19 protein-coding genes and 3 riboswitches are annotated in these 26,312 nt (G+C 36.6%); of the genes, 10 read left to right on the forward strand and 9 right to left on the reverse strand.

The genetic code is table 11. The features are described from left to right. Positions 1–74: 74 nt before the first annotated feature. Positions 75–261: riboswitch (cobalamin riboswitch) on the reverse strand. Positions 262–491: 230 nt separating this feature from the next. Continuing rightward, positions 492–713: riboswitch (cobalamin riboswitch) on the forward strand. Between the two features lie 348 nt (positions 714–1,061). Together ACO05S_RS16440 and ACO05S_RS16445 are read left to right on the forward strand one after the other, a co-directional pair. Next, positions 1,062–2,066, forward strand: coding sequence for a YitT family protein (locus tag ACO05S_RS16440; RefSeq protein ID WP_421919105.1), 1,005 nt, complete (start codon positions 1,062–1,064; stop codon positions 2,064–2,066). A gap of 75 nt (positions 2,067–2,141) precedes the next feature. Next, a riboswitch (cobalamin riboswitch) is annotated at positions 2,142–2,363 on the forward strand. Positions 2,364–2,490: 127 nt separating this feature from the next. Continuing rightward, the gene (locus tag ACO05S_RS16445; protein WP_421919106.1) at positions 2,491–5,028 is read left to right on the forward strand and encodes a TonB-dependent siderophore receptor; all 2,538 of its coding nucleotides are present in this window, start codon (positions 2,491–2,493) and stop codon (positions 5,026–5,028) included. 405 nt (positions 5,029–5,433) lie between these two features. Here ACO05S_RS16445 and ACO05S_RS16450 read toward each other — a convergent pair whose 3' ends face one another. Continuing rightward, complete coding sequence (locus tag ACO05S_RS16450; protein ID WP_421919107.1) at positions 5,434–5,709, reverse strand: hypothetical protein; 276 nt, start codon at positions 5,707–5,709, stop codon at positions 5,434–5,436. Positions 5,710–5,723: 14 nt separating this feature from the next. Between ACO05S_RS16450 and ACO05S_RS16455 the strand changes: the two genes are divergently transcribed. Both ACO05S_RS16455 and ACO05S_RS16460 read left to right on the forward strand, forming a co-directional pair. Beyond that, positions 5,724–7,178: a DUF3360 family protein gene (locus ACO05S_RS16455; protein ID WP_421919108.1), complete on the forward strand. Its 1,455-nt coding sequence runs from the start codon at positions 5,724–5,726 to the stop codon at positions 7,176–7,178. Between the two features lie 551 nt (positions 7,179–7,729). Further along, on the forward strand, positions 7,730–8,044 hold the full coding sequence (locus ACO05S_RS16460; RefSeq protein WP_421919109.1) for a putative quinol monooxygenase: 315 nt from the start codon (positions 7,730–7,732) through the stop codon (positions 8,042–8,044). Positions 8,045–8,220: 176 nt separating this feature from the next. On the opposite strand, the gene ACO05S_RS16465 is transcribed toward ACO05S_RS16460, so the two are convergent. Together ACO05S_RS16465 and ACO05S_RS16470 are read right to left on the reverse strand one after the other, a co-directional pair. After that, positions 8,221–9,843, reverse strand: a complete 1,623-nt coding sequence (locus ACO05S_RS16465) for an AMP-binding protein (RefSeq protein ID WP_421919110.1) — start codon at positions 9,841–9,843, stop codon at positions 8,221–8,223. A 475-nt stretch (positions 9,844–10,318) separates the two neighbouring features. After that, positions 10,319–10,813, reverse strand: a complete 495-nt coding sequence (locus ACO05S_RS16470; protein WP_421919111.1) for a hypothetical protein — start codon at positions 10,811–10,813, stop codon at positions 10,319–10,321. A 194-nt stretch (positions 10,814–11,007) separates the two neighbouring features. On the opposite strand from ACO05S_RS16470, the gene ACO05S_RS16475 reads away from it, so the two are divergent. After that, positions 11,008–12,321 carry a cysteate synthase gene (locus ACO05S_RS16475; RefSeq protein WP_421919112.1) on the forward strand — a complete coding sequence of 438 codons (1,314 nt, stop codon included), beginning with the start codon at positions 11,008–11,010 and terminating at the stop codon, positions 12,319–12,321. Between the two features lie 31 nt (positions 12,322–12,352). Here ACO05S_RS16475 and ACO05S_RS16480 read toward each other — a convergent pair whose 3' ends face one another. Both ACO05S_RS16480 and acs read right to left on the reverse strand, forming a co-directional pair. Continuing rightward, a complete protein-coding gene (locus ACO05S_RS16480; protein ID WP_421919113.1) occupies positions 12,353–12,796 on the reverse strand; it encodes a C-GCAxxG-C-C family protein in 444 nt (147 codons plus the stop codon). A 426-nt stretch (positions 12,797–13,222) separates the two neighbouring features. After that, positions 13,223–15,136 (reverse strand): acetate--CoA ligase, encoded by a 1,914-nt coding sequence (gene acs / locus ACO05S_RS16485; protein ID WP_421919114.1) that lies wholly within the window; start codon positions 15,134–15,136, stop codon positions 13,223–13,225. Between the two features lie 142 nt (positions 15,137–15,278). On the opposite strand from acs, the gene ACO05S_RS16490 reads away from it, so the two are divergent. Beyond that, complete coding sequence (locus ACO05S_RS16490; RefSeq protein ID WP_421919115.1) at positions 15,279–15,503, forward strand: hypothetical protein; 225 nt, start codon at positions 15,279–15,281, stop codon at positions 15,501–15,503. Between the two features lie 208 nt (positions 15,504–15,711). On the opposite strand, the gene ACO05S_RS16495 is transcribed toward ACO05S_RS16490, so the two are convergent. Next, entirely contained in the window at positions 15,712–18,192 is a 2,481-nt protein-coding gene (locus tag ACO05S_RS16495) for an FAD-dependent oxidoreductase (RefSeq protein ID WP_421919116.1), read from the reverse strand. A gap of 485 nt (positions 18,193–18,677) precedes the next feature. On the opposite strand from ACO05S_RS16495, the gene ACO05S_RS16500 reads away from it, so the two are divergent. The 4 genes from ACO05S_RS16500 to ACO05S_RS16515 all read left to right on the forward strand — a co-directional run bounded on the left by ACO05S_RS16500 (position 18,678) and on the right by ACO05S_RS16515 (position 22,903). Next, on the forward strand, positions 18,678–19,274 hold the full coding sequence (locus ACO05S_RS16500; RefSeq protein ID WP_421919117.1) for an ATP-binding cassette domain-containing protein: 597 nt from the start codon (positions 18,678–18,680) through the stop codon (positions 19,272–19,274). A 2-nt stretch (positions 19,275–19,276) separates the two neighbouring features. Continuing rightward, positions 19,277–20,074, forward strand: coding sequence for an ABC transporter permease (locus ACO05S_RS16505; RefSeq protein WP_421919118.1), 798 nt, complete (start codon positions 19,277–19,279; stop codon positions 20,072–20,074). Between the two features lie 435 nt (positions 20,075–20,509). Further along, positions 20,510–22,135 carry a thiamine pyrophosphate-dependent enzyme gene (locus ACO05S_RS16510; protein WP_421919119.1) on the forward strand — a complete coding sequence of 542 codons (1,626 nt, stop codon included), beginning with the start codon at positions 20,510–20,512 and terminating at the stop codon, positions 22,133–22,135. Between the two features lie 183 nt (positions 22,136–22,318). Further along, a complete protein-coding gene (locus ACO05S_RS16515; protein WP_421919120.1) occupies positions 22,319–22,903 on the forward strand; it encodes an indolepyruvate oxidoreductase subunit beta in 585 nt (194 codons plus the stop codon). A gap of 71 nt (positions 22,904–22,974) precedes the next feature. Here the strand turns inward: ACO05S_RS16515 and ACO05S_RS16520 are convergent, their stop codons facing one another. The 3 genes from ACO05S_RS16520 to thiH all read right to left on the reverse strand — a co-directional run bounded on the left by ACO05S_RS16520 (position 22,975) and on the right by thiH (position 26,302). Next, entirely contained in the window at positions 22,975–23,406 is a 432-nt protein-coding gene (locus ACO05S_RS16520) for a hypothetical protein (protein ID WP_421919121.1), read from the reverse strand. A 975-nt stretch (positions 23,407–24,381) separates the two neighbouring features. Beyond that, on the reverse strand, positions 24,382–25,080 hold the full coding sequence (locus ACO05S_RS16525; RefSeq protein WP_421919122.1) for a HesA/MoeB/ThiF family protein: 699 nt from the start codon (positions 25,078–25,080) through the stop codon (positions 24,382–24,384). A gap of 109 nt (positions 25,081–25,189) precedes the next feature. After that, the gene (thiH, locus tag ACO05S_RS16530) at positions 25,190–26,302 is read right to left on the reverse strand and encodes a 2-iminoacetate synthase ThiH (RefSeq protein ID WP_421919123.1); all 1,113 of its coding nucleotides are present in this window, start codon (positions 26,300–26,302) and stop codon (positions 25,190–25,192) included. Positions 26,303–26,312: the final 10 nt, after the last annotated feature.

Raw genomic sequence — 26,312 nt, forward strand, 5'->3', positions numbered from 1 at the left:
AGGTAATTCTCGAACAAAAGGAATAATGTTCTAAACGGAAGACCTGATTTTTTGCTTTGGTTCGCGAAAGCTTCAATCTTTACTCAAATAAGACAGGTCTCCTGGCTTTCCGGTTTATAAGGCCTTCCCATTCCTCACATTGGAACAGTGGCTTTGTTCTTACAAACTTTAGGTCGGAATCACAGTTGCGCGTCAGCTCATGATTTTCACATGATTCCCTTTTAAATCCCTTTACGGGATATCTTATTTTATTATCGAAGGCAAAGTTATCAAAAAACAAATCAAAAAAGCAAATTAAAATGGATACATGTCTTCAATTTAGAAAGTGCCACTTGCTTAAGCTATTGATTAAATATTTTTTACCATACGCTGTTCAGAAGAAATATTAGGGATTAAGGCTTTTTAGAATAGGTACTGTAGTTCTTCGAATTTGTGTTATACAACACTTTTATTTTGCGAGTGGCTGGGTTTATATGCAAAAAAAAATACAATACATTTGTCTCGATTTTGGTGATCAACTCATCCTTTCGGAAGATTGAATCAAAAGGGAATCCGGTGAAAATCCGGAACAGTACCCGCTACTGTAATTCTCAGTTTTGCCAGCTTGGTGAAACACAAATGCAATTCCGTCATGCCACTCTAATCTGTATGAGAAGGGGAAGGCTGTTGCAATTGAGGAAAGTCAGGAAACCTGCCAAATAATTACTAATTACATATTGCTTCCTGGATAGAAGTGCATGTAAGAAAAAGTTTGCTAAATAAAAGCACTTGAAGGATTTTAAGTGTGAGTTTTTTAATTAAAAAGTAATTGAATCATGCTTAAAAATAGCTGTTTCTTTATTTTTCTGTACCTACTTGTGAAAGTTCAATTTCCAAAGAGTATTCACTTATAATACTTTCTTAATTGCCAGGATATGATAGCAGTATTTATTCTGGTGCACCTTTTCCTAATCTATAGGCTGGTTAAACAACATTGGTTTTCAATACAATTCATTGCAAAACTGGTATTGCAATGCCTATATCTCACAATTATGTATTCAGAAATATAAAAGATTAAAGAAATGACTTTACTACAGAAAAACAAATTTTTATCCTATCAATGGATTTATCAATACACTTTAGTGATTGCAGGAACCTTTATAATGGCTGCAGGTTTTGTTTTCTTTATTGATCCTCATGGAATCGTACCAGGTGGTGTTTACGGTGTTGGAATCATTATTAATAATCTTACACAAGGCATGTTTCCCAATGGGCCATTTGCCATTAACGAATTAACGGATACTGGATTTTGGCACGAGTGTTTGAAATATGTGAATGAAATGTTTATAAAATATAAAGGTGGAATACCCATTGGTTTTACGGGTTTGCTGATAAACATACCACTTACCATTTTAGGCATAAAGGTATTAGGGTCAAAGTTCGGCATTAAAACGGTAATTGGCTTTATTTTGTGTACCATATTTATTGATTCTTTAACTGCTTGGTGGGGACTAACCCCTTTGGTTGAAGATGTATTGTTATCCTGTGTTTTTGGTGGAATTCTTATTGGTTTTGGTTTAGCCTTGGTATTTAAGGCAAGAGCAACAACAGCAGGTTCTGATATCATCGCAATGATCATCGAAAAGTACACACGCATATCCTTGGGCAAATTGATGATCTATGTTGACTCTACCATTGTTTTGTGTAGTTTGATTGTAGATATTGACTGGCAAATTCCCCTGTATTCATGGATTGTAATCTATATCACCGGAAAAGCAATTGATATGACATTACAAGGGAGCAATGTTGAAAAAGCCATACTTATTATATCCGACCAGTATGAGTTGATAAGAAGTATGATTAGTAATGATTTAAAACGCGGCGGCACATTTATTCAGGGGCAGGGAATTTACAATAAAGCTCCTAAAAATATGATTTTTGTTGTACTGAACAGGCGCGAACTGTCCTTTCTCGAAGACTATATTCACAGAGTTGATCCTGCTGCATTTTTTACTGTGATGGAAACCAACGAAACCATTGGTAAAGGATTTAAATCCCTAAAGGAAAAAGTGGAAGTAGCGAATTGATAAAAAAGATATTTTAGTGAGGTTTCTTTTTGGTTAATTCAATTCAAAATAGAAAGCTAATCTCAAAAAACAATTTATATTTGCAGCGATTTTGGTGTTCGACTCATCCTTTCGGGTGATAGAATGAAAAGGGAATCCGGTGAGAATCCGGAACAGTACCCGCTACTGTAATTCTCGTTTTACCAAATTGGTGAAGCATAACTGCGATACCACTATGCCACTCTGAGCCTTTTTGTGAAGGGGAAGGCGGTCGCAGTTGAGAAAAGTCAGGAGACCTGCCAAATGATAACTAATTGCATTTTGCTTCCGGGAATCGAAGTATATGTATTGAACAGATGCGCGAGTTCGATATTTACTTTTGGTATCATCCTACATTGGTGTGGAGGTAAGGTGTTGTGTTTTATTTACTAAAAAAAGCAAGACCATGATTAAACGACTTAGTGTATTGTTGATTGCCCTTTTGTGTTTACCAGCCGCTATTTGGGCTCAACAGAGTGTAACAGGATTTGTTCTCGATCAGGATTCGGGGAATCCAATCGAAGGTGCCAATTTGTACTTAAAGAAATTAAAATTGGGTACAACATCTAAAAAAGATGGAAGTTTTGAATTTATAAATGTCCCCTCGGGCAAATGCCAATTAAATGTAAGCTTTGTAGGATATGAAAATTATAATCGTACAATTGATACAGGTAAAAAGCACAAATCCATTACTATAAAATTAAAAAGAGCAGTTACCATTCTCGATGGTGTAGATATATCAGCGAAAGCGGTAAGAGAAACCGAAGAAGTGCTGAAACTGGCAGCTCCTCTTAAAGACATTCCACTTACAACATCTACTGTATCCATTGAATTAATGGAGCAAACGCAAGTAACAACTATTAATGATGCTTTAAAATATGCCACTGGGATTAAACCTGTAGTTAATTACGGAGGATTCCAAACTTTTAAAATGCGTGGCTTTGGAGCACCGGTTATTATGCTTGATGGTGCCAGGGATGAACGTATGAATTTTTCAAACAGTGCACCTCTTACATCATTGGCATCGGTTGAAAGAATTGAATACTTAAAAGGTCCTGCATCTGTACTTTACGGTCATTCGGCTGTTGGAGGAATTCTTAACATTGTTCGCAAACAACCAAGTAATACGTTTAATGCGAATGCATCACTTAGTTATGGTAGCTGGGATACAAAAAGAACGGCCTTAGGTTTTGGAAACAAATTAAACGAAAAATTAAGTTATAGGTTCGATGGAAGTTTCTCAGATTCGAAAGGATGGAGAGATGCAAGTGAGAAAACACTAAATGGATACTTGGCTGTAAACTACAATTTAGATGATAGAAATGCCTTAGAATTTAAAATCGGAGCAAACAACGATATCTACGGTACAGAGACAGGTTTACCCGTTGTAAAAAATGACGTTTATTCTGAAAATGATCAGCTATTGTATCGTAAAGGCGATCTTCCTACTAATTTTGATAGAGAACAGCGATATAACGATCCGGCGGATTTTTTGAAGCACAAAAATGTAAATGCATCAGTAAAGTACATTGGAAAAGTAGGAAGCAAATCAAATCTTAAAATACATGCTTCATATACTAATGATGTGATAGATTACTTTTCAACAGAAGCAATAAGATATTTAACTTCCGATTCTCCTATTTATAATAATTACTATTTAAATGGAGATGGAAGTAAAACTTATATTAGTTTAGATTCTTTAAGACGTGCTTATCCTTTCCGTTTTATGCATCGCACGAAAACATACCAAAATTATATCGATTATCAAACCAAATTAGAAACAGGATCATTAAAGCACAAAATAAATGTTGGACACTTTTTTATGTACGTAGATAGAATCTCGTACACAGGATATAGTAAAGAAGATATCTACTATGGAGGTGTGGCTGGCGATTATGTTGATGTGCGTGATGCTACAGTTTCGATAGTTGATCCGGTTTGGAATCAAGGTGGTTTACGATCTAAATTCTCGGGTGCAAGAATATACCGCGAAATGGTGAATGGATTGTACTTTCAGGATTTAATTGAAGTTTCGGATAAACTGAACTTTTTGGCAGCCATTCGTTACGATAATTATCACATGGAAAGACAAACTTCAGGTATAAGTAGAGGACGTAATAAAATTGATAAGACTCCTACAAAAACCATTGTAAATAATGCTTTAACTTACCGATTGGGAGTTGTATATCAACCAAATGATGATCTTTCTCTTTATTCTTCTTACTCAAGCTTTTTCAAGCCTAAAAGAACAGTATACAACGAGAATTATGCATATTTAGACAAAAATGGAATTCAATTCTTTCCAAAAGATGGAGAAGAATTATTTGAGCCGGAAGATGGGTATCAAATTGAAGCTGGTGTAAAATATGATTGGAATAATAAGGTTCAGCTTAATGCAAGTGCCTACTACATTAAGAAAAATAATATTGTAGAGAATCTTGGTGAGGTGGTTGATGGTAAGGTAACATATGGTCAAGTTGGTGTTGTAGATTCAAAAGGTTTTGATATTGATTTTATTTATAAACCTTCAAAAGACTGGAATACCACTTTTGGATATAGTTATAATGTTGCTAAATTCCGAAAATTCTCTAATAGCAAATACAAAACAAACGCTAAAGCAGGCAATAGTGTAAGAAAAAATCCGGAAAATCGTGTTTTTGTTTGGACTCATTACCAAGTGCCAAAAGGTTTGCTTAAGAACTTAAGCTTAGGTGCTGGATTTGATTATACTGATGCCGTGTTCACAAGTTCATCGAATGATTATGAATTGCCATCGTATTGCTTGGTTGATGCTAGCCTTGGGTATAAGTTTGATAAGATGTACATAAAATTAAAAATCAATAATATTTTCGATGAGAATTATTATTCAAGTGGAATATGGTCTAATCAGTTTATTCCAGGGCAAGGACGCAATACCATGTTCACCATTGGTATGGATTTTTAAATGATAATACCGGCATAACACACTACTGCCGCAATTGTTAAGCAATTAGGCTTTTTTTAAAAGGCTTTAATTACTTTTTACAACAGATCGAAAAGCAAATCCCTCATGCTTTATCTATTAAAAAAGATAAACCTGGGATTTGCTTTTATTTTTTAGGTGTAGAAGAACCATATAGCTTAGCAATAGGGGACAGACCGATATTAGAGTACTTTACATGAGGTTATTAAAGAGTGAAGTGCATGGCAATAGTGCTTTAAACTGATTTTTCTGCTAAGCCAATCATGATTATACCCATTTGGTTCGTTAGCGAAGCATATAAAATGAAAATTTAAGCCATTTCAATTTTTAAAAAAGGGTATTAAATCAACATTATAGTCCTTTCGACTTTTAGCGGAGTAGTCTAAATCATGATTTAATCCATACCAGATGTTTTAAATTTGATTCGCTGGCTAAAGAAAGCCTGAATAGAAAGTTTGCAAATGGTTCAGAATCTAATCTAGAATTCCCTATGTATTCAACGGCTTTAAGATCAGCTCCTTTTTCTAATTTTCGGTCGTAGGCAGTTGATGATAATAATTTGGCATTTTCTTTCAATATTTGACCATTATTTTTTCTTAGTTTTACGAGGATTTTTTGCCCCTGAAAACGCGTAGGTAGCTGAATAGGGGTTTGTAAAAACATCTAAATCAATTAATATGAAAAAAGAGAATCAAAACTCTTACAAACAAAGGCGTAAAAAGGCGCATGAGTTCGAGAGCAGAGAAGCCTATCTTGAACATGAACTCGAAATTATGAAATTTCGCAGGTGGCGAATTCATTTGCCATTCAGAGATTTCCACATCGAATTGGAAGACTGGGTGCCTGCCTTGGCTGCCACCATAGGTAAGGTGGTTATGGTAACAGCTATGGTTGCCGTATTTGCTACGCAGTTTGGCTTATCGCCTGAATTTGTTGCTGAAAATGTTCGTTACGAATTGTTAATAGCCGGTGGTATTTTTGTACTTCTGTTTTCGGCAATTCTAAACCCAAATGCCAACCTTGCCGGTACTCACGGTCCTATGATTCCTTTGATTCCTATTATTGCTGCCGCTGGTGGTCACCCTCTTGCCTTGGGTATTCTTATTGGTGTATTCGGACTTGCTTTAAGTATCACCAAAGGTGGCTCTAAATTAATGAAACTTACAGGTGTTGGAGTTCGAGGTGGATTATTAATCTATTTGGGAGCTGTGGGTTTGCTGAGTCAAATTTCGAAATTACAAGCCTGGGCTAGCTCAGGAGACATAGGATATGTTTCTTTTGCAGTAATCGGAATTACCATTTTGATTTATGCATATTTGGCTAAAATTAACAAACGTTGGTTGGCTATTCCTTTGTGTTCGGCTATTGCTGGTATTGTTGCCTTTGCATTGGGAGCTGATTTTGCATTTACTACCAAACCCGGTTTACCTCACTTGAACCCTATGTGGTGGTGGGGCGAAGATACTGGATGGCAGCTTGGATTGCCAAACGTAGGACACTTTATTGCTGTTATCCCCTTTGCAATTTTGGCCGTTGCCATGTGGTCTCCCGATTATTTGGGGCACCGTGTATTCCAGGAATTAAACTATCCCAAAAAAGCCAAGAATGTTTTAATGGATGTGGATGATACCATGACTGTTGCTTCGGTTCGTCAAATGATTGGTACAGCATTAGGAGGTGGTAATATTGCTTCTTCTTGGGGAACTTATATGATTCCTGCGGCAATTGCCAAGCGTCCGATCCCTGGTGGAGCAGTTTTAACTGCTTTGCTTTGCGTATTGGCTTCGGTATTCGGATATCCTATGGATTTGGCGATGTGGGAACCCGTTCTTCGCGTAGCATTAATAGTGGGTGTATTTTTGCCACTACTTGAGGCGGGTATGCAAATGGTTCGCAAGCACAAAGATTCATTAAGTGCAGGTACCTGTATTTTTGCATGTGCTTTTGTAAATCCTGTTTTTGGATGGGCATTTACCATGTTATTGGATAATATGGGATTGATTGGTGATAGCGAGCGTGCAGCTGAATTGAGTTGGAAAGAAAAATTGATTATTCCTGGTGCAATGTTTATTGTTTGTGTGGTTTCGCTGGCATTAGTGGGACAGCTTCCCGGAATCCCCGGAATATTTTAATCGAAACAAAAGCTCAATATATAATGCCGTTCCAATTTCTGGGGCGGCATTCTTTTTTCATGTCTTTGGTAGTTGATTGGTGAATAAGTTAGAAAATTGGTTACTGGTTGATTGGCAATGGGTTTGAGCTTGTAGTTATTGGTGATTGCTTATCCTTTTTTCCCATCACCCCTTATCCTTTATTCTTTTTACTTCATACTTAACGTGAGTTCGAGGTAAAATTCGTTCACAGTTTGATCTGATTTTGAGTAGAAATTTTCTCAAATTCTCGAAGGAATATTGGGATATTTCAAGAAGATTTGAGGAAATTTATGCCGAAAGCAGGCAAACACATAATGGAAAGTTCTCTTTACGACATCTTCACATTAAAAATTCCTCAAAATAGCCCGCTATTCTTTCCAAATTTTTAATGCAAATCTATCGCAAATATAACTTTCTGTGGATAGAATTTTACGTCGAACTCACGTTACTTAATACTTGGATTTTACCGTTCGAGATTTGCAATTTTTCATTAAGTTTGATCAAAAATATACCTATACAAAACAATACAAATGGAAATCAATAGAAACGAAACACAATTGGTGTGTATTGCCAATTTTACAGCCAAAGAAGGCGAAGTCGATCAGTTAATTCAAAATCTACACAAATTAATCCCTTTGACGCTGCAAGAGGGAGGATGTATTCGTTATGAATTAAATCAGGCTGTGGATGAGCCAAACAAAATCACTTTTATCGAAAAATGGTACGATCAGGAAACTTTCGATGCGCATTGCAACAAGCCTTATATTCTAGATTTCTTTAATGATGGTAATCCGCATCATGTTAAAGAGTTCGAGGTAAGACTGCACAAAGAGTTATTGCCGTAATAAATCTGCAAGTATGCGATAGATTTTGTAGTGTTTGATAAAGACTGCTTTAATGCTGTACAGTTAAATTAAAATACTAGAGGTAGATCCAAGGCATTGCTTTGGATCTACTTTTTTTTAAACTCTTATTTCTTTTGGATAATCTTTGCTAAAAGAGAAGGCAAGATATTATCCATTTATCTTCCAACCAGTCCCAATTCCTTACTTGAAATTTCTCTCATCTCAATTTTTCTGATTTTTCCTGTTACAGTTGTTGGAAATTCATCTGTGAATTTAAAGTATTTAGGAATCTTATATGTAGCAATTTGTCCTTTACAATATTCGCGTAGTTCTTCTTCCGTGGCTAATTTTCCTTCTTTAAATTTTACCCAGGCCATTACCACTTCGCCATATTTGTAATCAGGTACACCAATCACATATGTCTCGCTTATCGCTTCATGCGTATGCAGATACTCTTCAATTTCGAAAGGAGATATGTTTTCACCACCTCTAATGATCATGTCTTTAATTCTGCCTGTTATGGTAACATAGCCATCTTTATCCATACTGGCAATATCACCAGTATGCATCCAGCCGGCATCATCAATAACAGCATTGGTAGCCTCTTCGTTGTTCCAATATTTTAGCATAACCGAATAGCCTCGGGTACAAAACTCACCACTTTCCCCCCTTGGTACAATTTTTCCGGTTACCGGATCTATAATCTTGATTTCCTGATGAGGATGAACTTTTCCTACAGTACTCACTCTTTTGTCCAATTCATCATTAACGAAAGTTTGAGTCGATACCGGAGATGTTTCAGTCATTCCATAACAGATGGCTACATCTTTCATGTTCATTTTTTCTTGCACTTCGCGCATTGCTTTTTCCGGACAGGATGCACCGGCCATAATGCCCGTTCTCAAACTACTCATATCGTACTTTTTAAACTTAGGATGCTCCAACTCGGCAATAAACATTAAAGGAACTCCGTAAAGAGAGGTGCACTTTTCGTCTTGAACGGTTTGCAGTACGGTTTCAGCTTCGAAAGCTTCCCCGGGGATAATCATTGCAGATCCATGTGTGATGCATGCAAGGTTGCCAAGTACCATTCCAAAGCAATGATAAAAAGGAACCGGAATGCATACCCTGTCGTTTTCGGTATATTTTAGTCGTTCACCAATAAAGTAACCGTTGTTAAGAATGTTATGGTGGGTTAAGGTTGCACCCTTAGGAAAACCTGTTGTTCCCGATGTGTATTGAATATTAATGGGATCATCGAATTGTAATGTTGCTTCAATTTCGTCAACTTCCTTCGTCGGGATTCTTTTTCCGGCTTCAATAAGTGCTTGCCAGTCTCTGTCAAGAATCACGATTTGTTTTAAATGAATGCAAGATTTTCTGACCTCTTGAATGATTTCAAAATAATCTGTCTTTCTAAAGTTCTTCGACATAATCAGAAGACTAATTTCAGATTGGCGCAATGCAAATTTCAATTCCGATGCTTTGTATGCCGGATTAACATTTACCAGGATTGCACCAATTCTAGCCGTTGCAAATTGTACAATTACCCATTCGTGTCGGTTGGGCGACCATATTCCTACACGGTCTCCTTTTTGAACACCAAAAGCCAACAGCCCTTTGGCTACATCTTCAATTTGATTCCAAAACTCTTGGTAGTTAACTCTATAGCCCTGAAAAGGCACTATTAAGGCTTCTCTTTCGGGATATAATTCTACTGTTTTTCTTAATCTTTCCGTTATGGTTTCGCCTAATAACGGTATTTCTGAGCTACCATGCTCGTAAGATAGTTTGTTCATGCTTATGATTTTTCGCAGGAGAATTCATAGCAATTCACCTGAATAAAATAATTAAATAACAAAACCATCTTTTACTCAAAAGAAAATTTGAGCATTTTGATTGGGAAGTAATATTTAGTTGTGCGATTTCTCAAAATCGACTGCAATTTAGAAAAATTAAGAAATAGAATGAAGAGATTTTTTAAATAACGTGAGTTCGAGGTAAAATTCGTTCACAGTTTGATCTGATTTTGAGTAGAAATTTTCTCAAATTTTCGAAGGAATATCGGGATATTTCAAGAAGATTTGAGGAAATTTATGCCGAAAGCAGGCAAACACATAATGTAAAGTTCTCTTTACGAGATCTTCACATTAAAAATTCCTCAAAATAGCCCGCTATTCTTTCCAAATTTTTAATGCAAATCTATCCCAAATAGAACTTTCTGTGGATAGAATTTTACATCGAACTCACGTTAAATAAGTATCAAATCAAGTCTTAATCTTCCCAAACTATAGTTTTCATGTCTTCCCAAAAAGGACCAAATTGAATTTCTGAGATTTTTCCATCATCTAACCATAAGTGTAGGTTTTCATTAGGAAAATAAATTAATTCATGGGTAGGAAATTCTTCTGATTCAGCTTTTTCAAATTCAGCTTTTCCGAGTTGGAAATGTTCCAACTCATCTAGCAGGTTTTTTTTTGATAAGCCTATTCTGATGAAGCTAAAAATGTGATATTGGGTATGGTAAACAGAAATGTAACTTAATTTGAATTGATCGACAGATTCGAATGTAAAACTTAATCCCTTAGAGTTGTAGAAAAGAGTAATGCTGTTTTCGTTTGGGGATAGAGAATATTCTCCAACATCATCGGCTTTACCAAGTATCTTTTCAACTTCGGCTTGAATCATACCAAAATATACCCCGGATATGCCTTTCCCTAATTCGATTTCGTTTTTATCCATTCTTAATAACTGTTCCTTTTCAATCACAAGTTTAAAGTGCTAGTAGTTTATTTTGATTATTAAAGATATAATTTTGTGTAATAATTAAATATCGAATTGATAAAAATATTTTTTTATAGTTAGCAATTAATCTGGAATTTGAGAAGGTAAAAAAAACTCAAAAACTATTACAATACAGTAAATTCACTATTTTTACATCTTCAAAAACAAAACAAGTTAAAATGGCAAATGATTTTCGACCAACCGACTATATTTTAGAGTCGCTTGAAACAGGAAAAAGATTCGAGGATGAAGGATGGACTCTTGACGCTCCCGGAGAAGATAAACCTTGTTTAATAAGAGCAATTTACGACAAAAAGCAAATTGAAGTAAAAGATAAGGCTCTGGGGATTTATAAGTTTTCCGACTGGTTACCAGTTCATAAAACATTAGAAGGTTCATCAGCACCAGCTACTTATAAGAGTGAAGGTTTGGCAAAATACCTTGGTTTGAATAATCTTTATATCACATTTAGTGGATACTGGCCGGAAAAAGGTGCAAACTTTAGAACTTGCTCGTTTAAAGAAACAGAAGCTTATGCTGTAGGCGGTAGGCTGGCAGATGACAAGAATACTTTGGTTGTTGCATCGGCAGGAAATACGGCAAGAGCATTTGCAAGGGTATGTTCAGATAATAATATCCCATTGTTGTTATGTGTTCCTGAGGATAATATCAATGCATTGTGGTTCGATAAACCTATCAACAAGAATGTGAAGCTTGTTGTAACCAAATCAGGAAGTGATTATTTCGATGCGATTCACTTGTCTAATCTGGCATGTCAACTTGATGGGTTCATTGCTGAGGGTGGCGCTAAGAATGTTGCTCGTCGTGACGGGATGGCTTGTACGGTAAACTCAGCGGTTACTGAAATCGGGAAAATTCCTGATTACTATTTTCAGGCTGTTGGTTCGGGTACCGGGGCTATTGCTGCTTGGGAAGCGAATTTACGTTTTATAGAGGACGGCAGATTCGGTTCTAACAAAATGAAACTAATGGTTTCTCAAAATGAGCCATTCTTGCCAATGCATGATGCCTGGAGAGAAGATTCGCGTGAAATGTTGCCTTTAGATGATAATTTGGCAAGAAAGCAGGTAGAGGAAATTGTTGCGAAGGTTCTTTCGAACAGAAAACCTCCTTATTCAATTATTGGAGGATTATATGATGCGATGAAGGATGCTGGTGGCGATGTATTGAAAGCTACCAACGAAGAAGCAGCTGATGCTGCAAGGATCTTTGAGGAAACCGAGGGAAATGATATTCATCCGGCAGCAGCGGTTGCAACAGCTACTCTAATTAACTACGCCAAAAAGGGTAATTTGGATAAGGATGCTTGTGTAATGCTGAATATTACTGGTGGAGGAGAAGAGCGATTCAAACGTGAGAAGGAAGTAGTTTATTTAGAACCGTCTCATGTTTTCGACATCAATCCTGATTTAAGCGAGGTTAAGGAGGTAATGGAAAAGCTCTTTGAAACGAAAATTAGTACTTCGATATAGAATGAAACAGCAGGCCGTAAAGCCTGCTTTTTTATTGAGTAATCAGTGCGTTTACAATATCAATTGAATCTGTAATACATTTGGTGCAGATGATTTCTTTTGAATTGTTTTCTTTACAATATTGCTGACCTTCAGGAGTATTTAAATCACATTTAATAATATCCCTACAATCCAATGATTCATATGTTTGCGTGAACCTTCGATTGAACTCTTGTATCATACTCCTGTTGTTTTCGGTTTGTAAACTATGATTTGAATACTTCTCGCAGTTATGAATTCCGATAAGCATAAAAGCACCGGTAACAGCTCCACAGGTTTTTTGAAGTCGTCCCATTCCACCTCCAAATCCACTGGAAATTTGAAAGGCAAGATTATCATCAAATTTGTATTGATCTGAAAATGCCAGCAAAACAGATTGAGCACAGTTCATACCTGACCTAAAGTTTTCAACAGCTTTTTCCTTTTTTGTAATCATAGTGGTTTTTCATTTTTAATTGAATCAAGCTTTTTGCTGCTTAATTCATTTGTTTATCATTTTCTTCCATTTGTCAGATTGAAGTCGCAAGATCAATATAATCATTTGTGTATAATAATTATTTTAATCATACTCGTTTCATCAGTCTAAAGGTAATTTTATTGTGGGAAAGGGAAGCCAAAAGTGGAAAGAATTTCAAAGCTCAAAATTATCAAAACCATTTACGACTCGTTTTTCTGGTTATATTTTTTCCATTTGCCAGAAGGAAGCCACAAAATCAAAATAATCATTATCGGGTATGTGTAATAATTCTTTTAATCATGTTCGTTTTATAATAAAACCGGAATGAAGAGTTAATCCGGTAAGAAATTTGATTGATTCAGTTAAAAAAAGATCATCCAAATTGAATGATCTTTTACTGTTTCCTTAATCTTTTACTTCTTCAAGTGCTCCTTTAATAATTTCTTCTACAACAGAAGTGTCGAGTAGGGTAGATATATCACCAAAATTAGAGTAATCGCCTTGTGCAATTTTTCGAAGAATTCGTCGCATGATTTTTCCAGATCTTGTTTTAGGCAAGGCTCTTACCAATAAAATTCTATCCGGTTTGGCTATGGGACCAATAATTTTGGTAACACCTTTGCGGATACTGGTTCTGATACCTTCTTCACCTCCGGTAGAGAGAGCACCACAAACTACAAAAGCATAAATGCCTTGTCCCTTAATATCATGAGGGTAGCCAACAACAGCAGATTCATTAACCAGAGGATGCTCGTTAATGGCATTCTCAACTTCAGCTGTTCCCATTCTGTGCCCTGAAACATTGATTACATCATCAACTCTACCAAGTATTCTGTAATATCCATCTTCGTCTCGTTTCACGCCATCACCCGAGAAGTATAAATTTTCAAAAGTACTGAAGTAGGTTTTTTTGAATCTTTCATGATCTCCCCAAATTGTGCGTAGCATACCTGGCCAAGGATACTTAATGCACAAATTTCCTTCTACACTTTTCCCTGCCAATTCTTGACCATCGCCATCTACAATAATAGGTTGAATACCCGGTTGAGGAAGAGTGGCAAAGCCAGGTTTGGTTGGGATAATTCCTGCAATGGGACTAATGGAAATTCCACCTGTTTCGGTTTGCCACCATGTATCAACAATCGGACAACGATTTTTACCAACATGATCGTGATACCAATGCCATGCCTCTTCGTTAATAGGTTCACCAACTGTACCCAAAACTTTCAGTGTAGAAAGGTCTTTGTTTTCGACATATTCCTGACCCATAGAAATTAAAGAGCGAATGGCAGTTGGGGCAGTATAGAACTGAGCTACTTCGTATTTGTTAACAATGTCCCAATATCTACCCGCATCCGGATAGGTTGGTATTCCTTCGAACATTAGCGTTGTTGCTCCATTAAGCAGGGGGCCATAAACGATGTAGGAATGACCCGTAATCCATCCAATATCAGCGGAACAAAAATAAATATCACCATCGCTGTATTGAAATACATTTTTAAAAGTGTAAGCAGAGTAGACCATGTATCCACCACAAGTGTGTACAATTCCTTTGGGTTTATCGGTTGAGCCGGATGTGTACAGAATAAAAAGAGTATCTTCTGCATCCATTACTTCTGCTTTATTTTCTTTTTTGGCACTTTGCATAACTTCGTGCCACCACAAATCTCTTTGTGCATTAAAATTGATTTCCGAATTGGTTCTTTGAACCATTATTACCTTTTCAACCGAAGAGCAACTTTCCAATGCTTCATCAACAATATCTTTAATAGGAATTATTTTATTGCCACGATAAGCTCCGTCAGAAGTAATTACCAATTTGGCCTCGGCATCATTAATTCTATCAGCGAGGGAGTTTGCTGAAAAACCTGCGAATACAATGGAATGAATGGCCCCAATTCTGGCACATGCCAACATTGCGATTGCCAATTCTGGTATCATTGGCATATAAATGGCAACTCTGTCGCCTTTACCAACACCTAGCTGAAGCATTGTATTGGAAAACTTTTTTACTTCAAGAAAAAGTTCATTATAAGTTAGTACCCTGTTGTTATCATTTGGATCGTTGGGCTCCCAGATTATGGCAGCTTGATCACCTCGAGTAAATAAATTACGTTCGAATATATTTTCGGTGATATTTAGCTTCCCGTTTATGAACCAATTGATTTTTGGCTCGGTGAAATTCCAATCGAGAATTTTATCCCATTTTTTGCGCCAAAAGAAACTTTCAGCTATTCTGCTCCAAAAGGCTTGTGGATTTTCTACACTCTTCTGGTATTCGTGTATGTATCCACCAAGAGTACTAATTTTATCAATCATGATTTTTTAATTTGGTTATCAGTTAAATCTAAATAACTAAATATATGAAATTCTGGATTGATTGTCCAGCTCTTCAAATCTTTAAAGCTTAAGCGGTGATTGTGCAAAGGAAAATGTATCTTCGACTTTTAAATTTAAAGCGATGAAGAACAAAAGAACATTTATTATCATACTCCTTGCCCTTATAGCATTTTCGCTCGGTGCAATTTTACTGATTAACAACACCGATATCCTCAGTGGTACTGATAAAAACACTGTTGCCTTAACCAAGCAATATTTAAAAGTGATTGGGTTTTTAAGTATTATGGGTTTGGTGTATTTGCGTATGAAAAATGCAAGTAAAATAGAAGATGAGGAGATTGAATAATGAACCGACTGATTTTCGGTGCTATTGGAACCAAGGAAAATTCGGTTACTTCGCTTAAGCTAAACACTGGCAATGTATTGTTTTTGTTCCAATAAAAACAGAACCTGCTATTTGCAAAAGAATTGCCAGCTTAGCTATCCTTTTACAAGGATTAAAAAAACCTGACAGTATTCTGCCAGGTTTATATTTTGCAATAAGATTTAAGTCTTTAAATAAACAAATTCAAGTTCGATTGTTCAGCTTCTGAAAGGTAGGTAGCTACTCCACCAATCTGTACACCATCCAGTAATTCTTCAGCCTCAACTCCCATTACATCCATAGACATTTGACAGGCGATCATTTCAACTCCATTTTCTAGTGCTGTTTTAAGCATATCTTCAAGAGAATCAACTTTTTTAGAAAGCATTCTTTTCTTCATCATTTTAGATCCTAAGCCCATCATATTCATTTTTGAAAGCTTAAGATCGTCGGCACAACTTGCCATCATCTGACCAAACATTTTACCCATAAGATCTTTGTTAACTTTAGGCTTATCGGCTTTTTTAATGATATTTAATCCCCAGAACGTGAAGAATAGAGTTACTTTGTTACCTGTAGCTGCAGCACCGTTAGCAATTACCAATGAGGCCAAAGCACGGTCCATATCATCAGAAAAAACCACCATGGTTTTATTTTTTGGAAGTTGACCGATATTACCGGTTTTCTCTTCTTGCTTCTGTTTTTCAATCACAGCGGTGTAAATTCCTTTATCCGAATCAATGGAAATTAATTTGTTTCCAGTCATTTTGCACCAGGCTTCAGCATCTTTTACAAAACCTGCATCTGTCACTTTTTGTTGTAAACGCTGTCCATTCTCCAATTTATCCATTTCCTGTTTTAGCTTGATAATTGGACCTGGACATTGTAAGCCACATGCATCTACCTGAATGGTTTCAGTAATAATAGTCTTTTCCTTTTGTTCTTCTTTCGGTTTGCCTCTGTAAATGTGCCCATCGCGAGCAATATAGCTCGATTCAAAGATATCCTCATTGCTTTGTTTACAAGTGGCATGCTCGTAGGTTTTGTATCCACCACTAAGATTGTATACTTCGGTAAAACCTTTTTGCATTAAAATTCGTGCAGCAAAATAGCCTCTTAATCCAACACCGCAGTAAATGATAATCTTCTTGTTTTTTGGAATCTCATCCAATCGATTCCTGATTTGGTCTACTTCGATATTTACGGATCCTTCAATTTTGCCCAATTCATATTCATCAGGTGTTCTAACGTCCAAAATATAATTGTTGGCAGCATGAATTTGGTGAAGTTGATCCCAATGAATAATTTTTACCAAGCCGTCGATGATATTTCCTGCTGTAAATCCTGCCTGATTAACCGGGTCTTTTGCAGATGAATAAGGTGGAGCATAGGCATGTTCAATTTCCTGAAGATCGTAAATGGTTCCGTTATTTTGAAGCACTGTGGCGATCATATCCGTTCGCTTATCAACGCCTTCGTAACCTAGCACTTGAGCACCATATAGTTTTCCTGTTTCCGGATGGAACATCAATTTAATACTTGTAGGAGTAGCTCCAGGGTAATATCCTGCATGAGATCCGCTATGGGTAATATTGGATACATATTCAATACCTTCCTTTCTTAAGACTTTCTCTGCTAGTCCGGTAGAGCCAACAGTCAAATCAAAAACTTTTGCAATGGCGGTTGCAATGGCTCCTTTGTACTTGTATTTGTGGCCTAGTGCTAAATTATTGGCAAGCATTCTAGCTTGTTTGTTTGCAGGGCCTGCCAGATACGCATTGGTATATTTTCCTGTGATAGGATGAGGAAAAGCAATGGCATCTCCAAGTGCATAAATGTGTTTATCGTTGGTTTGCAGATATTCATTTACCTGAATGCCACCATTGGGAGCTAGTTCAATTCCCGCTTCTTTAACCAGTTTGGTTTCTGGTCGAACACCAATGGAAAGAATCACCATATCTGCTTCTATTTTTCTTCCCGATTGCAAACGAACTTCCAGGTAATCTCCTTTGCGTTGAAATTCACTCACGCCGTCTTTCAGGAAAAACTCAACATTTTTGGTTTTAAGATGTTGATGAACAACAGCGGCCATTTCATAATCCAAGGGTGTCATTACTTGCTCAGCCATTTCTACAATGGTAACCATCATCCCCAAATGGTGCAGGTTTTCAGCCATCTCCAAGCCAATAAATCCAGCACCAACCACAACGGCTTTTTGTGGCTTTTTCTTATCGCGATAAGTTTTTATTTTATCAGTATCTCTAACATTGCGAACAGTAAAAATGGCTTCATCCATAATACCCGGAATAGGTGGTTTAATGGGTTCGGCTCCTGGCGAAACAATTAGCTTATCGTAGCTTTCCGTATAAAATCGATTGTTTGCAATATCTTTTACTTCAACGGTTTTGTCTTTGCGATTAATTTTAACTACTTCGTTTTTAATACGAACATCAACATGAAGTCTTGCATGAAAGCTTTCCGGAGTTTGTAATAAAAGTTTCTCCCTTTCGGTGATTACGCCGCCCACATAATAGGGTAATCCGCAATTTGCATAAGAAATATGCTCACCTCGCTCAAACATGATAATTTCAGCTGACTCGTCCATTCTTCTTAGACGAGCTGCAGTTGTTGCTCCTCCTGCAACTCCACCAACAATTAAATATTTTGCCATTAGAATATTTTGTAACAATTAATACCTATAGAAATAAAAACATCTAGACATCTAGATATAACAGATGCAAAAATATGATTTCATTCGGATGCTTCGCTATATTTTGATTCGATACTGAGATGTTGTAGAGCATATTTATGAAAAGATCTTGCTAATAAACAGATATGCAATGGATAAGAAAGAGTGTGATATGTTTCACACTAGTGTGAAGAGTGTTAATAAAACGAATTAAAGTTTTTGAAAATATTTTTCTTTTTACAAGGCAAGGTTTACAGGCATAGCCGTAGCTACGGCGAAAAAGCTTAACGCAGTAGAAAGGAAAATAGGTCAAAAAATTAGTTCGGGGAATTAGCATTCTTTACACTAGTTTAATTGAGATTACTCTCACTATCAAAAATCAAATGATGAACGAAGCAAAAGAAATATGAGATATACTTCCGTAGTCAATTAAAATAAACTTAATTTCGTTGATAAGCATTATAATCATGATAGAATTCGACAATGTAAGCTTAAAGTTCGATGAACTTGTGATTTGCGAGAATTTAAGCTTCCACTTGAATCAGGGCGAATCCTTATGCCTAAGTGGTTCATCAGGAAAAGGCAAGTCCAGCTTATTGAAATTGATTCTGGGCATAATTCAACCCATTTCGGGTAGGATTCTCATAGATGGGCAAGAATTAAACACCATCAATATATCCGATGCCAGGAGTAAAATGATTTGGTTGCCGCAAAACACCAATTTGCCTGTTAATTCGGGAAAAGAATTGATCGAATTGCTTGATTTAAATACTGAGAATCGGAAGTTGTATCATTCTTATCTGGATCAATTGGGAATATCTGCAATAGCTAAAGAAAAACTTTTTAGCGAAATAAGTGGTGGGCAAAAACAAAGAATGGTTATGGCTGCCTGCCTAAGCACCGATAAACCTATCTTGCTGCTGGATGAACCAGTATCAGCTTTGGATGACGAATCGATTGATCGGTTTATTAAGCTGATCAGTGCATTGAAAGGAAAAACGATTATATCCGCCTCGCATAATCAAAAGTGGATAAACGAGTGTTCACGCATTATTGAATTGTAAAGATGAGCGATACAATTGATATTAGTATATACAATCTTGCTCTGGGATTCTTATTAATGGCTTTCCCAATTGTTGGGTTCATTTATTTTAGGGTGAAAATTATTAAGGATACTTTAATTGCTATTCTAAGAATGATAGTACAATTATCGCTGATAGCTGTTTATCTGGAATATATTTTTGAATGGAATAATGCCTGGATTAATTCGGTTTGGGTAATTGCTATGGTAATGGTGGGTGCTTCAACCACAATAAAGAGGGTTGGACTGCATTACAGGTACTTTCTACTGCCTTTTTTTATTGCCGGATTCACCAGTATATTCATAATTGATGCCTTCTTTTTTGGATTGGTAATTGATTTGGAGTACGTATTTGATGCAAGATATTTTATCCCGATATCAGGCATGGTAATAGGAAATGCCTTAAATCACAATATTGTTGGAATCAGTCATTACTTTGACAAATTAGATAAAGAGCAAGATCTGTATTACTTTCTTCTGGTTAACGGTTCAAGTAAGAAGAAAGCACTTGAACCATTTATTAGTGCCTCTTTTCAAAAAGCTTTAAATCCCTTAATTGCTACCATGTCGGTGATTGGTTTAATTTCCCTGCCTGGAATGATGACGGGGCAAATACTTGGCGGGAGTTCACCTCTTGTTGCCATAAAGTATCAGATACTAATTATGCTGGCCGTTTTTGTAGGCAGCACTCTAAATTTGATGATCTGCATTCTTCTTGCCAATCGTCAGATTTTTGATTCTTACGGATCTATAAAACCAAGCATTTTGAAGAAAACCAAGTAGTTTCGAATTTGATTTGTGTTGAGAAGAACACTTACGCAACCGTTTTCGTTATTTGAATTGAGTCTAAAAAATATCAGGGGAATATTTTTTTATTGGCGTTAATCCAAATAATGGTATTTTAGCGGCGAATAAAAGTAGAAAAGCTCATTTGAGTTACAATCTATAAGTAGAAATGAAAGATTATTTTGAATTTTACTTTTACGTTCTGGCATATTTAGTATGCTTCCTTGAAATTTTTGGTGGATTATAAAATCCATCCCTTTCTGCGATCCTTTCATTAGGGGTCGGTTTTCCTATACACATTATTTTGTTACTGAGTTTTTGAATTTGGAGTAGCTCGCTTCAAATCTTAACATCACATCTCTCACATACCTGCAATTTTGAATTGTAAGTTGTCTGAGTATATAGAAAATTAAATAGTTAAACAATTATAACATGCAAAAGTCTTTATTATTAGGTGTAGAAGCCATTGCACAAGGTGCAATTGATGGTGGAATGTCTGGAGTTTATGCTTATCCGGGAACACCTTCAACAGAAATTACAGAGTACATTCAACACTCTAAACAAGCACAAGAATTAAACATCCACAGAGACTGGGCTGCCAATGAAAAAACGGCTATGGAATCTGCTTTGGGTATGTCCTATGCTGGTAAGCGCTCTATGGTGTGTATGAAGCACGTTGGTTTGAACGTGGCAGCTGACTGTTTTATGAATGCAGCAATCACCGGTGCTAACGGTGGTATGCTAATCGTTGTTGCTGATGACCCATCAATGCACTCTTCTCAAAACGAGCAAGATTCTCGAGTATATGGTAAGTTTGCTATGATGCCAATTTTAGAGCCATCAAATCAGCAAGAAGCTTACGATATGGCACGTTTCGGATTCGAATTGTCTGAAGCTTGTGAGATTCCTGTATTAATGAGAATCACTACTCGTTTGGCTCACTCTCGTGCAGGTGTTGTTCGCGCTGCTGAGGTTGCTGCTCAAAACGACATGAAATTACCAGAAGACAAAGTACAATTCGTATTGCTTCCGGGTATCGCGCGTAAGCGTTACAAGTTGTTGTTGAACAACCAAGCAAAATTTGAAGTAGCTTCTGAAGAATCACAATATAACAGCTACACGGATGCTGCTGATAAGTCAATGGGTATTATCGCTTGTGGTTTGGGTTACAACTACCTAATGGAGAACTATCCAAACGGTGAATGTCCTTACCCTGTGGTTAAGATTAGCCAATACCCAATTCCTCGTAAGATGATTGAAAAAATCACCAGCGAGTGCGATAAAGTAATGGTATTGGAAGAAGGATATCCTGTAGTTGAAGAAATGTTGAAAGGATATTTGGAAAAAGAAGCTGTACTTGGCCGTTTGGATGGAACTCTTTCTCGCGATGGTGAGTTGAAGCCTGAAATGGTTGGTAGAGCTTTAGGTTTCGAAGTTGAAGAAGGAGCTGAAGTTCCTAGCATGGTATCAGCTCGTCCTCCTGCATTGTGTGTTGGATGTTCTCACATCGATGTATATACCGCATTAAACGAAGTTGTTGCTGAGTATGGAGAAGGACGTGTATTTGCAGATATAGGTTGCTACACTTTGGGTGCATTGCCTCCATTCAACGCAATTAACTCTTGTGTAGATATGGGTGCTTCTGTAACTATGGCTAAAGGTGCTGCTGATGCAGGTTTGATTCCTTCTGTTGCAGTAATTGGTGACTCTACATTCACTCACTCGGGTATGACAGGTTTGTTGGATGCTGTTAACGAAAAGACTCCAATTACAGTAATTATTTCTGATAACGAGTCTATCTCGATGACAGGTGGCCAGCACTCTTCTGCAAAAGGTAAGCTAGAGGCTATCTGCGAAGGTTTAGGTGTTGAAGAAGATCACTTACATGTGTTAACTGCTGTACCTAAAAAACGTGATGACTTAAAAGATCTACTTCGTAAAGAATTCGAATACCAAGGAGTATCAGTAATTATTCCTCGTCGTGTTTGTGTTCAGAAGAACGTTCGCGATCAGAAAATTAAAAAAGCCGCTAAAGCGAAAGCAGCTGTTAAAGCTTAAATTGGAGCAAAGCGATTGGAGTGGAGGCAAAGATAATACTTAAAATACTTGAAGTGCCTAAAGTACTTAAAGTGATTTCAGACTTAATCAGTTATAACTTTAAGTACTTATAACTTGGTTTTTAACTCTATTCAGTTCGCATTGTTCTAGTATATGTTATTAATCGAAAAAACAAAATAAGATATGAAAACAGATATGGTCATAGCAGGTGTTGGTGGTCAAGGGATTTTATCCATTGCTGCTGCTTTAGGATCTGCTGCATTAGATAATGATTTATATATGAAACAAGCTGAAACTCATGGTATGAGTCAGCGTGGTGGTGATGTTCAGTCATTCATGAGAATTTCTGACAAGCCTATTTATTCGGATTTGATTCCTGCAGGTGGTGCTGATATTATTCTATCGGTTGAGCCAATGGAAGCACTTCGCTACCTTCCTTACCTAAAGAAAGGTGGATATGTAGTAACCAATTCAACTCCTTTTGTTAATATTCCTGATTATCCGGAAGTTGAAAAGTTGGAGCAAACCATTAAGGAATTGCCAAACTACGTATTGATTGATGCAGATAAGATTGCTGAGGAAACGACAGGATCTAAGCGTGCTTTCAACTTTGTAATGTTGGGTGCTGCATCACCATTTATTGATGTGCCTTTCGAGTATCTTGAAGAAGGTATCCGTAAAATATTCGGTCGTAAAGGTGAAGACATTGTACAAATGAATATTGATGCGCTTCATGCAGGACGCAAGTTTGCGGAAGAGAACAAATAATTTGTATCTGACTTAGAATACTATAACTCAAAATCCCCGTTAGGAATTTTCCTTTCGGGGATTTTTTTGTTCTATTTTACCGATTTAGATTCATCCAGTATTTCGGTGATTGTAACCAGACAGTTGGCAATTTCTCTTTTAAATGGATGGTTAGGCATAATTCCACTTTCCGCATCCAATCCATTTAAAATGCCCATCCATATTGCGCTAATGCCAAATCCTACTAACACATCCTTTGGGTAGGTATTCACAAAAACCTGACGGAATTTTTCAATGTAGTTGTTAAAATGAACAGCAATCTGAAAGGCATAACTTGCATCAGGATTTTTTCCTTTCTTGATATGATAGTTAATGGCACTTACAAAAGCTTCTGATAAAGTATTGGCTAATTCTTCTATTTCTACTCTCTTATCCTGATTAATATCCATATCATTCACTCCTTTGTGAACAAGATCTTTGATGTCAGCAATATCTAAATTTTCCTTTAATAATATTGGATTCATATCATTCTGATTAATATTTAAGAAGATCTAAAATAGTATAAAAAAGTGATATTATTTAACGTGAGCTCGACGTAAAATTCTATCCACAGAAAGTTATATTTGCGATAGATTTGCATTAAAAATTAGGAAAGAATAGCGGGCTATTTTGAGGAATTTTTAATGTGAAGATGTCGTAAAGAGAACTTTCCATTATGTGTTTGCCTGCTTTAGGCATAAATTTCCTCAAATCTTCTTGAAATATCCCGATATTCCTTCGAAAATTTCTACTCAAAATCAGATCAAACTGTGAACGAATTTTAAGTCGAACTCACGTTATTTAGTAAAAAAGGATGCTCATATAATTAACAAGTTTAAAATGCTTTATTGGATTTGGTTCTAATCTAGTGTGAAGAGTGTTAATAAAACGAATTAAAGTTTTTGAAAATATTTTTCTTTTTACAAGGCAAGGTTTACAGGCATAGCCGTAGCTACGGCGAAAAAGCTTAACGCAGTAGAAAGGAAAATAGGTCAAAAAATTAGTTCGGGGAATTAGCATTCTTTACACTAGAATAACATAAAAACGTATTTATTGTCCACACTGGCGTTGACAGTATCTGCAGATGCCTTCTCTTCTAATTACAACTGAATTGATTGCATCTACAGCTGGTTTGATTGCATCTACACTTGGTTTGATCATTTCCGCACTTGCGTTGGCAGTGTCCGCACTTGCGTTGACGGTATCCGCAGATGCCTTCTCTTCTAATTACAACTGAATTGATTGTATCTACAGTTGGTTTGATTGTGTCCGCACTTGCGTTGACAGTATCCGCAGATACCTTCTCTTCTTATTACAACTGAATTGATTGCATCTACAGCTGGTTTGATCATGTCCGCACTTGCGTTAATTGTATCCACAGCTGTCTTGATTGTCTTACCAGAAGCATTTATTCTCTTCGCATATATGCAGAGGCTATACTTTCTCTGTTGGGTGTCTTTTCAAAAGTTTACCACATTGGTATTGTGAGTAAGTGCATCGTAAATTAACAGTTTGCCTGAAAGTACATCGCCTATGCCAAGAATAATTTTTATGACCTCGCAGGCTTGCATACTGCCAATGATGCCAGGTAGAACGCCCAATACACCAAGAGGCATTGTGGTTTCGTCAGGAGTATCAGAAAACAGGTCGAAGTAGGAAGGACCACCATTGTGATTCAATACGGATATTTGCCCTTCGAATTCTCCAATAGATCCATGAACAAAGGCTTTTCCTTGTTGTTTTGATATCCTGTCGATGCATTTCCTTGATTCAAAATTATCCGTTGCTCCAACAATCAAATCATAGCCAGAAATGATTTCTTCCGCATTGGTATCATCAATCATAAATGGGTAAGTGGTAATTTGTACATCGGAATTCAATTGATTCAATGTCTGTTTAGCTTGTTCTGCTTTCGACTGGTCAATTTGATTTTCCCTGTATAAAATCTGTCGTTGTAGATTCGAAAGACTTACCGTATCGGCATCTACAATTCCGATATTACCAACACCTGCAGCCACAAGGTACTGAAGTGCAGGAGCTCCTAAACCTCCGGCACCTACTACCAATACTTTAGCATCCAATAATTTCTTTTGACCTTCTACACCAATTTCAGACAGGATAATGTGTCGGTTGTATCTTTCCAGTTGTTCTTTATTCATATCATCTAACTCTTAAATGAATACCTTTAATGTATTTCAAAATGGGTATCCAAAAACCAATTGCTTGCTTATTTCCGTTGCAATTGACCAATTTGATATCATATTCAGCTTACAATTGCATAAAATTATCCCAGTCCTTCCAAATTACTTCATAACCTTTGGAATGAATCATATCTGCTATTTCTGCAGGACTTCTATCATCGTTAATAGAGAATTGTTCCAGTGATTCTTCTGTATTTGAATATCCTCCAGGATTTGTTTTCGATCCCGCACTAAAAGAGGTTGCACCTAATTTCAACATGTTATCTCTAAATTTTTCACTCTCTCTGGTCGATAGTGAAATTTCAACATGTTGATTGAACAATCGATAAGCAGTGATGAGCTGAACCAAATCTTTTTGTGAAGTTTCATAATTTGGTTGAAATCCTCCTGTATGTGGACGCAACCTTGGGAAAGAAATTGAATACTTACTTTTCCAATAAGTCTTCTCAAGATATTGCAAATGAAGTGCTGTAAAAAAGCTATCAACACGCCAATCCTCCAAACCTAACAAGCAACCTAATCCAACTTTGTGAACTCCTGCCTGACCTAATCTATCAGGAGTTTCCAATCGATATTGGTAATTTGATTTTTTCCCTGCAGGATGATATTTTTTGTAATTGGATTCGTTGTAGGTTTCCTGGTAAATATATACCGTATTTAATCCTTTGTGAGTTAATTTCTCATACTCTTCTACTTTCAAAGGTTGCGCTTCCAGCGATATCAATGAAAAATCATCTTTGATCGTGTCCATCATTTCAGAGATGTAATCACAACCACAATTTTTCTGATCTTCGCCACTAACCAGCAGAATATGCTCGAAGCCTAGTTTTTTAATTTCTATGGCTTCCTTTAGTAATTCTTCCTTGCTTAGAATTTTTCTTGCAAACTTGTTTTTGTGATTAAATCCACAATACACACAGGTATTCGTGCAAGAATTGGAAAGGTACAATGGAATATACATCTGAATGCATTTACCAAATCGTTTCTGGGTAAGCTGCATACTTTTCTGGGCCATTGATTCCAAATATGTTGTTGCGGCAGGAGATATCAGAGCTTGAAAATCATTCAAATCAATCTTATCTTTTTCCAGAGCTAGCTTAACATCTGCTTCTGTTTTAGAATAAATCTGATTCTTAACTTCCTCCCAATCGTATTTTTGTATTTCGTTGTAGAAACTCATTCTCGTCAAT

The organism is Marinifilum sp., from assembly GCF_965230805.1.
In the GTDB taxonomy this organism is placed as follows: domain Bacteria; phylum Bacteroidota; class Bacteroidia; order Bacteroidales; family Marinifilaceae; genus Marinifilum.

Bases quoted from the DNA above. Each gene is read 5' to 3' on its own strand.
- ACO05S_RS16460 (WP_421919109.1), top strand. From the start codon at position 7,730: ATGGAAATCAATAGAAACGAAACACAATTGGTGTGTATTGCCAATTTT.
- acs (WP_421919114.1), bottom strand. From the start codon at position 15,136: ATGATTGATAAAATTAGTACTCTTGGTGGATACATACACGAATACCAG.
- ACO05S_RS16490 (WP_421919115.1), top strand. From the start codon at position 15,279: ATGAAGAACAAAAGAACATTTATTATCATACTCCTTGCCCTTATAGCA.
- ACO05S_RS16480 (WP_421919113.1), bottom strand. From the start codon at position 12,796: ATGATTACAAAAAAGGAAAAAGCTGTTGAAAACTTTAGGTCAGGTATG.
- ACO05S_RS16520 (WP_421919121.1), bottom strand. From the start codon at position 23,406: ATGAATCCAATATTATTAAAGGAAAATTTAGATATTGCTGACATCAAA.
- ACO05S_RS16465 (WP_421919110.1), bottom strand. From the start codon at position 9,843: ATGAACAAACTATCTTACGAGCATGGTAGCTCAGAAATACCGTTATTA.
- ACO05S_RS16445 (WP_421919106.1), top strand. From the start codon at position 2,491: ATGATTAAACGACTTAGTGTATTGTTGATTGCCCTTTTGTGTTTACCA.
- ACO05S_RS16495 (WP_421919116.1), bottom strand. From the start codon at position 18,192: ATGGCAAAATATTTAATTGTTGGTGGAGTTGCAGGAGGAGCAACAACT.
- ACO05S_RS16440 (WP_421919105.1), top strand. From the start codon at position 1,062: ATGACTTTACTACAGAAAAACAAATTTTTATCCTATCAATGGATTTAT.
- ACO05S_RS16510 (WP_421919119.1), top strand. From the start codon at position 20,510: ATGCAAAAGTCTTTATTATTAGGTGTAGAAGCCATTGCACAAGGTGCA.
- ACO05S_RS16525 (WP_421919122.1), bottom strand. From the start codon at position 25,080: ATGAATAAAGAACAACTGGAAAGATACAACCGACACATTATCCTGTCT.
- ACO05S_RS16455 (WP_421919108.1), top strand. From the start codon at position 5,724: ATGAAAAAAGAGAATCAAAACTCTTACAAACAAAGGCGTAAAAAGGCG.
- ACO05S_RS16450 (WP_421919107.1), bottom strand. From the start codon at position 5,709: ATGTTTTTACAAACCCCTATTCAGCTACCTACGCGTTTTCAGGGGCAA.
- ACO05S_RS16515 (WP_421919120.1), top strand. From the start codon at position 22,319: ATGAAAACAGATATGGTCATAGCAGGTGTTGGTGGTCAAGGGATTTTA.
- ACO05S_RS16475 (WP_421919112.1), top strand. From the start codon at position 11,008: ATGGCAAATGATTTTCGACCAACCGACTATATTTTAGAGTCGCTTGAA.
- ACO05S_RS16500 (WP_421919117.1), top strand. From the start codon at position 18,678: ATGATAGAATTCGACAATGTAAGCTTAAAGTTCGATGAACTTGTGATT.
- thiH (WP_421919123.1), bottom strand. From the start codon at position 26,302: ATGAGTTTCTACAACGAAATACAAAAATACGATTGGGAGGAAGTTAAG.
- ACO05S_RS16505 (WP_421919118.1), top strand. From the start codon at position 19,277: ATGAGCGATACAATTGATATTAGTATATACAATCTTGCTCTGGGATTC.